This is a genomic window from Paraburkholderia nodosa (genome assembly GCF_001718195.1).
In the GTDB taxonomy this organism is placed as follows: Bacteria; Pseudomonadota; Gammaproteobacteria; order Burkholderiales; family Burkholderiaceae; genus Paraburkholderia; species Paraburkholderia nodosa_A.
On sequence record NZ_MCNV01000023.1, the window covers coordinates 122895 to 130800 of the forward strand.

The following is a 7906-nucleotide window of genomic DNA, read 5'->3' on the forward strand; positions in this document are numbered from 1 at the left end:
CTCACAGTTGCGCGTGACGCACGCCCACCGAATAGCGGCGTTCGAGCCAGATGAGCGCGAAGTTCGAGAGCGTGGTGATCGCAAGGTAGATGAGCGCCGCGATCACGAGGAAGAAGAACAGGTTGAAGGTGCTGCGGCCCGCGTCCTGGGCGGCCTTCACGACATCGGCGAGACCGATGATCGAGACGAGCGCCGTTGCCTTCACGAGCACCTGCCAGTTGTTGCCGATGCCGGGCAGCGCGAAACGCATCATCTGCGGGAAGAGGATGCGGGCGAACACGCGCGCGCCGCTCATGCCGTAGGCGTGCCCCGCTTCGAGCTGGCCGCGCGGCACCGCGAGAAACGCGCCGCGGAACGTTTCGGTGAAGTACGCGCCGTAAATGAAGCCGAGCGTGACGACGCCGGCCACGAACGGATCGATATCGATCTGCGCCATGCCGAGCGCGTCGGTGGCCTCGTTCACGCCGATCTGGATGCTGTAGAAGAGCAGCAGCATCAGCACGAGGTCGGGCACCGAGCGGATCAGCGTCGTGTACGCGGTCGCCACGGCGGCGAGCGGCCGGTTGAACGAGAGCTTGGCCGCCGCGCCCCCCAGACCGAGCAGCACGGCCACGCCGAGCGAGAGGAGCGAAAGTTCGATGGTCTGGATCGTGCCGGCGAGCAGCACCGGGCCAAAGCCGTAAAGGATCACGCGCGTCTCCGGAACAAAGTTGTTTTGTCGTTTCGGGCGGCCTCGCGCGGCACGTGGGCGCCGCTGAAACCGATGAACTGGCGCGGATCGTCTCAGTGCAAAATGGATTGCTCAAACTCGTGCGGCGCGGATATTGCAGTGCAGCATTGCCGCGCGACGCGTCGGCGCGTGCGGATCAGGCCCGCACAGCCGCGGGCGCGATGCTTTTGAAAGGCGAAAAAAAATGCCCCGGCACGCGAGGCGCGCGGGGCATTTACGCAAGTTTGGGGTCACTTTTTCGATAGGCGCGCGATGTGCGCGCGCCGGCCCCGGCGGAGCTTATGCGGCGCGCGTTTGCGTGCCGCGTGCGCTGCCGGTACGGGCGTTCGCGCCGAGCAGCTTTTCGGCGAGCGCGCCGAACAGCAGACCGATCGTCGTCCAGAGAATGAACTGCATGCCGATCGACACCGTGCGGAACTTCCACAGCAGCACGGCCGGGAACGCGGCGGGCACCTCGTTGATCGTCGGCAACGCGAGCTGGATCGCGCCGATCACGACGACGAACAGCACGAGCGCCACGATCGAAGCGTTCCAGAGGCCAAGGCGCGGCACGAACGCGGCGCGCACCTTGAGCGAGAACACCGACACGGCGATCGAGATCGCGATCATCAGGAAAAAGAGCCCGGTGCGATAGCCGATCGTCTCCGGGTCGCCGACCGAGGGCGGATTCGCCGGATACTTGATGTTCGGCACCAGGTAGATCGCGACGAACGCCGCGAGCGCGAGCCAGGCCGAGAGCGCGCGCGGCGAAAGACGCCCCACGCGACCATTGGCATACGCGAAGACGAGCGCAAAGAGTCCGCCGATCGACGCGCCATAGACCATCACGCCCGTGAAGAGACCGACGCTCGCCTGGGTCTTGCGGCTGACGATTTCGGGCTCGGGCGCTTCGCCCTTCGCGGCGTCGGCTTTCTCCTCGAAGGAGATCGCCTGATCGACCTGGGGCTCGCCCGCGATCTTCGCGAAGCCGAACGTGAGAAGTCCCGCGGCGATGCCTGCGAGCATGCCGCGCACCAGCAACTTGCCAACCATGGTCAGCTCCCGGTCAGTGGCAGGGGAAGCCGAGCAGATGGCGGCCGTCGTGAACGAACTCGTGGACGTACATGCCCGGGAAGATCGACGTGGCGCCCTGCTCGGCGCCCACGAAGTACAGGGCCAGCAGCAGCATCAGGCCGCCGAAGATCGCCCAGGGCAGGATGTCTCGCAGCGCAATGGGCGCCGGCGCGGCCGGGGCGTGCTGCAAGGGGAATGAGGTTTCGGACATGCTGACTTCTCCTGGGGTTACGCGCCCCGCTGGTCGTTGAAAGAGTGGTTCACGACGCGCAGGTCTGACTTCCGTTGCTTCGATGTTTTCGACGGCAAGCAGTTACAGTGGCGCGACCGCGCCGGACTTGCACCGGCTTCCGCGTGTCGTGGAGCCTGTATTCTACGCGCTGCGGCGGCCGGCCGCGGCCCGGATGTCAGCCAAAGAGTAGTGAAGCATAAGGAAAAGCATGTCGACGACAGTCTGGCTGGTGAGCCATGCGGCGAACGCTGCGCTGCGCTCGGGCACGTTCCCGCACGTGCCTGAAGTGCCTGTTGCGGGTGAAGACGCCGAAGCAGCGCTCGATGCGCGCGCACTCGAGGCGCTTGCCGCCTGGCGCGAGCGCTGGCACGCGGGGCTGGCCGGTAGTAATCGCAATGGCGAGGTGCCGCGTGCGCTCACGAGTCCCGCCGCGATCGCCCGCGCGAGCGCACGCGCGGCAGGCTTCGCGGGGGCAACGCCAGATGACGCGCTCGCCGAAACCGCCTTCGGCGCGTGGCAAGGTCAGCGCCTGACGGATCTCGCGCGTGAAGCGCCCGAGGCCCTTGCGGCCTGGACGCGCGATCCGGGCTTTCGGCCGCCAGGCGGCGGCGAATCGTTCGACGATGTCCGCGCGCGCGTCAGCGCCTGGCTCGATGCGGTGCCCGACTCGGGGCACAACGTGGTCGCCTTCACGCACGCGAGCGTGATCCGGGCGGCGATTCTTCACGCGCTGGGCGCGCCCTCGGCGGGGTTTCGCTCGATCGAAATCGCGCCGCTTTCCGTGACGGCCCTACGCCGCACAGAGCACGGCTGGGTTTGGCTCGCGGCGATGAAGTGAGGACCGGAACGGCGCTACCGCCCTGCCCTCGCCGTCGCCGTCGCCGGCATTCTGGATCGGTAGCCAGAAGCGCTCTAGTCCAGCCCCAGCTGTGCCTTGATGGCCGGCATCATGTACTGCACGGCTGCGCGCCCTTCCTCGATGGCGGGCGCGGCGCGATGAAAGTCGAAAATCCCCATGCCGCCCAGGCGCGGCTGGATCAGCACGTCGGCGGGCTCCCCTGCCAGGCGGCTGCGCGTAATGCGCACCTGCATGATGTCGATGCTCTGGGCCACCGAGCTCAACACGGAAGGCGCACGCGTGCTAGGCGGCGGCGCCACGCGCACGTCCGGACCGCCAGCCGCGCCGGGGCCTGCAGGCTGCAGCCAGCGCGGAAAGCGCTTGCCATTGCGGCGCAGGAGCGGTTCGGGCCCCGCTTCGCTGTTTTCGGCACCATTGGCGCCGCCGCTGGCCGCCACGGCGGCCGATGCCGCCGTCGCCGCGTCGCTCGCCTCCACGGGCAGCTCGCGCGGCATCGTGTCGATCGCACCGCCCAGGTCGCGGCCGTTGAGAATGTCGTGATTGAGGTCGATGGCGATCACGGTGTCGGCGCGCATCGCACGCGCGGCGGATACCGGCACGGGGTTGCTCAGTCCGCCGTCCACGAGCCACACGCCGTCATGCCAGATCGGCGTGAAGATGCCGGGAATCGCGATCGAAGCGCGCACGGCGTCCACCACGCCGCCTTCGCGCAGCCAGACTTCGCGTCCCGTGTCGAGTTCGGTAGCGACCGCCGTGAACGGCAGCCTCAGGTCATCGATCGAGCGGCCGTTGAACTGGTGCGCAAACAGGTCGATCACTTTGCGCCCGCCGAGCAGCCCGCCCGAAAAACGCAAGTCGAGCAGGCGCACCACTGTCTGCCAGGTCAGCTTGCCTACCCAGTCTTCAAGCCAGTCGAGATCGCCGTTCGCGTACACGGCGCCGACGAGCGCGCCAATCGACGTACCGCATACCACGTCGGGCTTGATGCCCGCTTCCTCGAGCGCGCGAATCGCGCCGATATGCGCCCAGCCGCGCGCAGCTCCACCGCCGAGCACGAGTCCGACACGCTTGGGCCGTCGCCGGTTCATCATGCGCGCCTCCTTGCGTGGCCCTGGGTCGACGGAGTCAACGCAGTCAGCGACCGCGGATCACGTCCGAGCGCGAGGTCGTCGTGACCCGCCCGTCCGGTCCGAAATGCACATTGAAATACGCTTCGGGCGTCACGCCCCCTTCCAGCCACTTCCAGCTCCACACCGTCTCCTTCTTCAAGCGGTAGCCGGCCACTTGCCCGGGTTTACCGAGCAATCGCCGGACCTCGTCCTCACTCATGCCGACGCGGATCTTCGCGAAGTTTTCCGCAGTAAGCGCCTGAGTAATGGCCACGAGCCGCCCGTTCGGACCGATGTCGACCATCCAGGTCTTGAGGCCCTGCGGGCCGCGCGGATATTCGAGGCGGCGCGAGCCGTCGTCGAACACGCGCTCGGTCTCGGGCTTGCCCATTTGCTCGCGCACCTGCTCGAGCGTGGAAACGCCTGGCGTGAGGCCCTTGAGCAGCAGCGCGTCGGGCTTCACGGAATCGAAGAACGCCTTGAATCCCTGCCGGATGGTATCGAGCATGGCATCGAACTGGCGATCGTCGCAGCCGGAAAGCGTGAACGCCGCCGTGGCGGCGCACGCGAGCGCGAGCGAACGCGTGAGTGAAAACGTGGGCTTCATGTCCTTGCTAACGCATCAACATGGACTTGCGTCTACGCGCGCCGATCCGGCGCGCATCGACATGCCCACAATGTACCGTCAATGGACCTGATCGTGCTGCGAGTCCCGCTTCGGGGTCGGCGCGCGTGCGGACACGCTCGCCGCGGCGGGCAGCGCGTCAGCAGTCTGCGCGGCGGGCTGCGCGCCGTGGCGCATGGTGCGACGCGTGCGAACGATTTCCGCAGCCTGCCACGAGAGCAGCGCGAGCACGCCGAACACCACTTCGCGCATGCGCTTGACGAGCGCGAGCGAGAACGCCACGTCCTGGCTCACGCCAAAAAGCTGCGCGAGCAGCACCACGGCGACTTCCTGCACGCCGAGCCCGGCGGGCACCATGAAGGCGGCATGACGCACGGCCTGGGTGATGGCTTCGATGGCGAGTGCATCGCCCACCGTCACCGGATGGCCGAGCAGCGCGAGCGCCCACCACGTCTCGAACGCGCCGAGCATGTAGCCGGCGAGCTGCCAGAAGAAAGCGCGAAACATGAGGCCCGTGCGCGACATCAGCGCGTCGAGATCGGCGTCGAGCTGCTTGCCGTCGATGCCGAGCATGAGCGGATTGTCGGCGCCGAGCAGCTTCGCGGCCCAGCGTTCGATCGCATGGAAAACGCCGCCGCGACGCACCAGCAACACGGCGAGCACGGGCAGCGGCGCCGTGAGCACGAGCGCCAGTGCGATCGTGGCGATGGTGCGCAGCGAGCCGCCGGCGCCGGTCGCCGCAACGATCAGCACGACGCCGAGCGCCGAGAACGCGTATTGCACGGCAATCGTCACGAACACCTCGACGATCACCGAAGCCGTGACCTCGCTCGCATTGCGCACCTTCCAGCGCGCGAGACGAATGCCGACGAGTTCGCCGCCCACGCCGACCACGGGCAGCAGCCGGTTCACTGCCTCGCGTACGGTCGCGGTCCACCAGAGGAAGCTCAGCGGTGCGCGCTTGTCGAGCAGGAGGCGCCACGCATGCGCGTCGAGCAGGAGCGGCAGCGCGTGGAACGGCACGAGCCAGAGCAGCATGGGGCCTGCGGTGCCGATCACGCGCAGCACATCGTGCGCGCCGTTATGGACGACGAGACCGATCAGGATGGCGATCCCGGCGGGCAAGCCCAGCCATTGCAGCCACTTCATGACACCTGCACCTCGGGACCGCGCGACGCAGCGGGATCGGAGCCCGAAGCCGCGCCGAAAAACACGTCGGTGAAGCCGCCCCGGCGCACGCCCGCTTGCGCGAGCGCTGCAGCCACGCGAGGCGAGATGAGCGCGCCGAATTCGTCGGCGTGGCGATACGTCTGCATCGACGGCGTGATGGGCCCTTCGTGCGCATCATCGGCGAGCGCCGGGTGGCAGTAGATCTCGCCTACGCCCTGCGCGGGCAGATGCGCGAGCGCGTCGAGCACGGCGGCCTCGTCCATTGCGCCCGTCTTCGCGATGCCGACCACGTAGTCGTTGTGCGCGACGCCCGCACGCGCGAGCCGCGCGCGCACGAGCGCGAGCCAGGGCTTGAGCGCGAACGGCGCGCCCGCCTCGAGCGGCAAACGCATCGCGCGCAAACCATAGTCGCGGCCGATCTCGAGAATCAACGCGAGCACCGTGGGATGCAGATGAAAATGCTTGTGCGTGTTCACGTGATCGAGCGCGAGCCCGGTCGCCGCGAACGCTTCGAACTGCGCGCGGATCTCCTTCGCGAGCTGCCTGCGCACGTGCGGCAGGAAGAAGAAGCGCACGCCGTCGCGGACCATGTTGTCGCCGAAACGCCCTTGCGCGTCGACGAGTGCGGGAATCTGCGCGCGCGGCAGCATGGCCGCACCGTCCGCCAGCACCAGATGCAGCCCGACGCGCAAACCCGGCGTGCGGCGCGCCCGTGCCACGGCGTCCGCCGCGGCGGGCGCGGCCACCATCAGGCTCGCGCAGTCGAGCACGCCCTCGCGATGCGCGCGCTCCACCGCCGCATTGACCCGCTCGTGCAGGCCGAAGTCGTCGGCGGTGAAGATGAGCGCGCGCGCATCGTGAGACGAGCGGTCCATCATGCCTCGTGTGCGCGCAGGAAGCGGAAGAACTCCACGCCTTCGCGCAGACGCCGCTTCATCATGTCCCAGCTCGTGAGCATCTCGCGCACGATCTCCCAGATCTTCGACGGCCGGAAATAGAACTGGCGATAGAACTGTTCGAGGTGGTGATAGATCTCGTCGCGCGACAGATGTGAATAGCCGATCGCCGCCAGTTGCACGCCTTCCTTGCTCACCAGGTTGATGGTCTTGTTCTCTTCCATCCAGCCGTTTTCCACGGCCTGCTTGTACAGCGTCGTGCCCGGATAGGGCGCCGCCAGCGACACCTGAATCGTATGCGGATTGATTTCCTTCGCGTACTCGATCGTCTTCTTGATCGTGTCCTGCGTCTCGCCCGGCAGCCCCAGAATGAAGGTGCCGTGCACCTTGATGCCGAGCGTCTTGCAGTCGGCGCTGAAGCGGCGCGCGAAGTCCGTGCGCACGCCCTTCTTGATGTTCACGAGAATCTGGTCATCGCCCGATTCGAAGCCCACGAGCAACAGACGCAGGCCGTTTTCCTTCATGATCTTGAGCGTCTTGTACGGCACGTTCGCCTTCGCGTTGCACGACCACGTCATGCCGAGCTTGCCCAGACCGATGGCGATCGCTTCGGCGCGCGGCAGGTCGTCGGTGAAGGTGTCGTCGTCGAACATGAGCTCCTTGACTTCCGGCATGTTCTCGCGGATCCACTTCGCTTCCTCGAGCACGTTCTCGACCGAGCGCGTGCGGTAGACGTGGCCGCTCACGGTCTGCGGCCACAGGCAGAACGTGCAGCGCGACTTGCAGCCCCGGCCCGTGTAGATCGACACGTACGGGTAGTTCAGGTAGCCGATGAAGTAATTCTCGATCTTCAGGTCGCGCTTGTAGATCGGCGCGACGAACGGCAGCGAGTCCATGTCTTCCAGCACCGGACGCCCCGGGTTGTGCTCGATCGAGCCGTCCTTCGCGCGCCACGAAATGCCCTTGACCTCGGCCAGCGGCATGCCTTCGGCGATTTCCTTGCAGGTGAAGTCGAATTCCTCGCGGCAGACGAAATCGATCGCCTCGCTCGCCGTGAGCGAATTGTGCGGATCGACCTGCACCTTCGCGCCCACCAGACCGATGACGATCGACGGCTTGCGCTTCTTGAGGTCTTCGCAGAAGAGCGCGTCGGTCGGGAACGACGGCGTGCTCGTGTGGATGATGACGAGGTCGTATGCGGCTGCAATCTTCAGCGTTTCTTCCACGCCCAG

The 7906-nt window shown here is 66.9% G+C and carries 9 protein-coding genes; 1 reads left to right on the plus strand and 8 read right to left on the minus strand.

All coding sequences use genetic code 11. The annotated features are described in order from the left end of the window. Position 1 precedes the first annotated feature (1 nt). The 3 genes from BFD71_RS29935 to BFD71_RS29945 all read right to left on the minus strand — a co-directional run bounded on the left by BFD71_RS29935 (position 2) and on the right by BFD71_RS29945 (position 1994). Positions 2 to 691, minus strand: coding sequence for an ABC transporter permease (locus tag BFD71_RS29935; protein ID WP_069267916.1), 690 nt, complete (start codon positions 689 to 691; stop codon positions 2 to 4). Positions 692 to 1009: 318 nt separating this feature from the next. Beyond that, entirely contained in the window at positions 1010 to 1762 is a 753-nt protein-coding gene (locus tag BFD71_RS29940; protein ID WP_069267917.1) for a CbtA family protein, read from the minus strand. A gap of 13 nt (positions 1763 to 1775) precedes the next feature. Continuing rightward, the gene (locus BFD71_RS29945) at positions 1776 to 1994 is read right to left on the minus strand and encodes a CbtB domain-containing protein (protein WP_069267918.1); all 219 of its coding nucleotides are present in this window, start codon (positions 1992 to 1994) and stop codon (positions 1776 to 1778) included. Between the two features lie 229 nt (positions 1995 to 2223). Between BFD71_RS29945 and BFD71_RS29950 the strand changes: the two genes are divergently transcribed. Next, entirely contained in the window at positions 2224 to 2853 is a 630-nt protein-coding gene (locus tag BFD71_RS29950; RefSeq protein WP_069267919.1) for a histidine phosphatase family protein, read from the plus strand. 74 nt (positions 2854 to 2927) lie between these two features. On the opposite strand, the gene BFD71_RS29955 is transcribed toward BFD71_RS29950, so the two are convergent. From BFD71_RS29955 to hpnJ, 5 genes are all read right to left on the minus strand, one after another. Then, on the minus strand, positions 2928 to 3965 hold the full coding sequence (locus BFD71_RS29955) for a patatin-like phospholipase family protein (protein WP_069267920.1): 1038 nt from the start codon (positions 3963 to 3965) through the stop codon (positions 2928 to 2930). 43 nt (positions 3966 to 4008) lie between these two features. Then, positions 4009 to 4590: a hypothetical protein gene (locus tag BFD71_RS29960; RefSeq protein WP_028204757.1), complete on the minus strand. Its 582-nt coding sequence runs from the start codon at positions 4588 to 4590 to the stop codon at positions 4009 to 4011. Positions 4591 to 4668: 78 nt separating this feature from the next. Then, positions 4669 to 5757, minus strand: coding sequence for a lysylphosphatidylglycerol synthase domain-containing protein (locus BFD71_RS29965; protein ID WP_069267921.1), 1089 nt, complete (start codon positions 5755 to 5757; stop codon positions 4669 to 4671). After that, positions 5754 to 6653, minus strand: a complete 900-nt coding sequence (gene hpnK, locus BFD71_RS29970; RefSeq protein WP_069267922.1) for a hopanoid biosynthesis-associated protein HpnK — start codon at positions 6651 to 6653, stop codon at positions 5754 to 5756. The genes BFD71_RS29965 and hpnK overlap by 4 nt, the downstream gene beginning before the upstream one ends. Next, on the minus strand, positions 6653 to 7906 hold a 1254-nt coding region (hpnJ, locus tag BFD71_RS29975; protein WP_069267932.1), incomplete at its 5' end, for a hopanoid biosynthesis associated radical SAM protein HpnJ. The genes hpnK and hpnJ, both read right to left, overlap by 1 nt.

Bases quoted from the DNA above. Each gene is read 5' to 3' on its own strand.
- BFD71_RS29940 (WP_069267917.1), bottom strand. From the start codon at position 1,762: ATGGTTGGCAAGTTGCTGGTGCGCGGCATGCTCGCAGGCATCGCCGCG.
- BFD71_RS29945 (WP_069267918.1), bottom strand. From the start codon at position 1,994: ATGTCCGAAACCTCATTCCCCTTGCAGCACGCCCCGGCCGCGCCGGCG.
- BFD71_RS29950 (WP_069267919.1), top strand. From the start codon at position 2,224: ATGTCGACGACAGTCTGGCTGGTGAGCCATGCGGCGAACGCTGCGCTG.
- BFD71_RS29955 (WP_069267920.1), bottom strand. From the start codon at position 3,965: ATGATGAACCGGCGACGGCCCAAGCGTGTCGGACTCGTGCTCGGCGGT.
- BFD71_RS29960 (WP_028204757.1), bottom strand. From the start codon at position 4,590: ATGAAGCCCACGTTTTCACTCACGCGTTCGCTCGCGCTCGCGTGCGCC.
- BFD71_RS29965 (WP_069267921.1), bottom strand. From the start codon at position 5,757: ATGAAGTGGCTGCAATGGCTGGGCTTGCCCGCCGGGATCGCCATCCTG.
- hpnK (WP_069267922.1), bottom strand. From the start codon at position 6,653: ATGGACCGCTCGTCTCACGATGCGCGCGCGCTCATCTTCACCGCCGAC.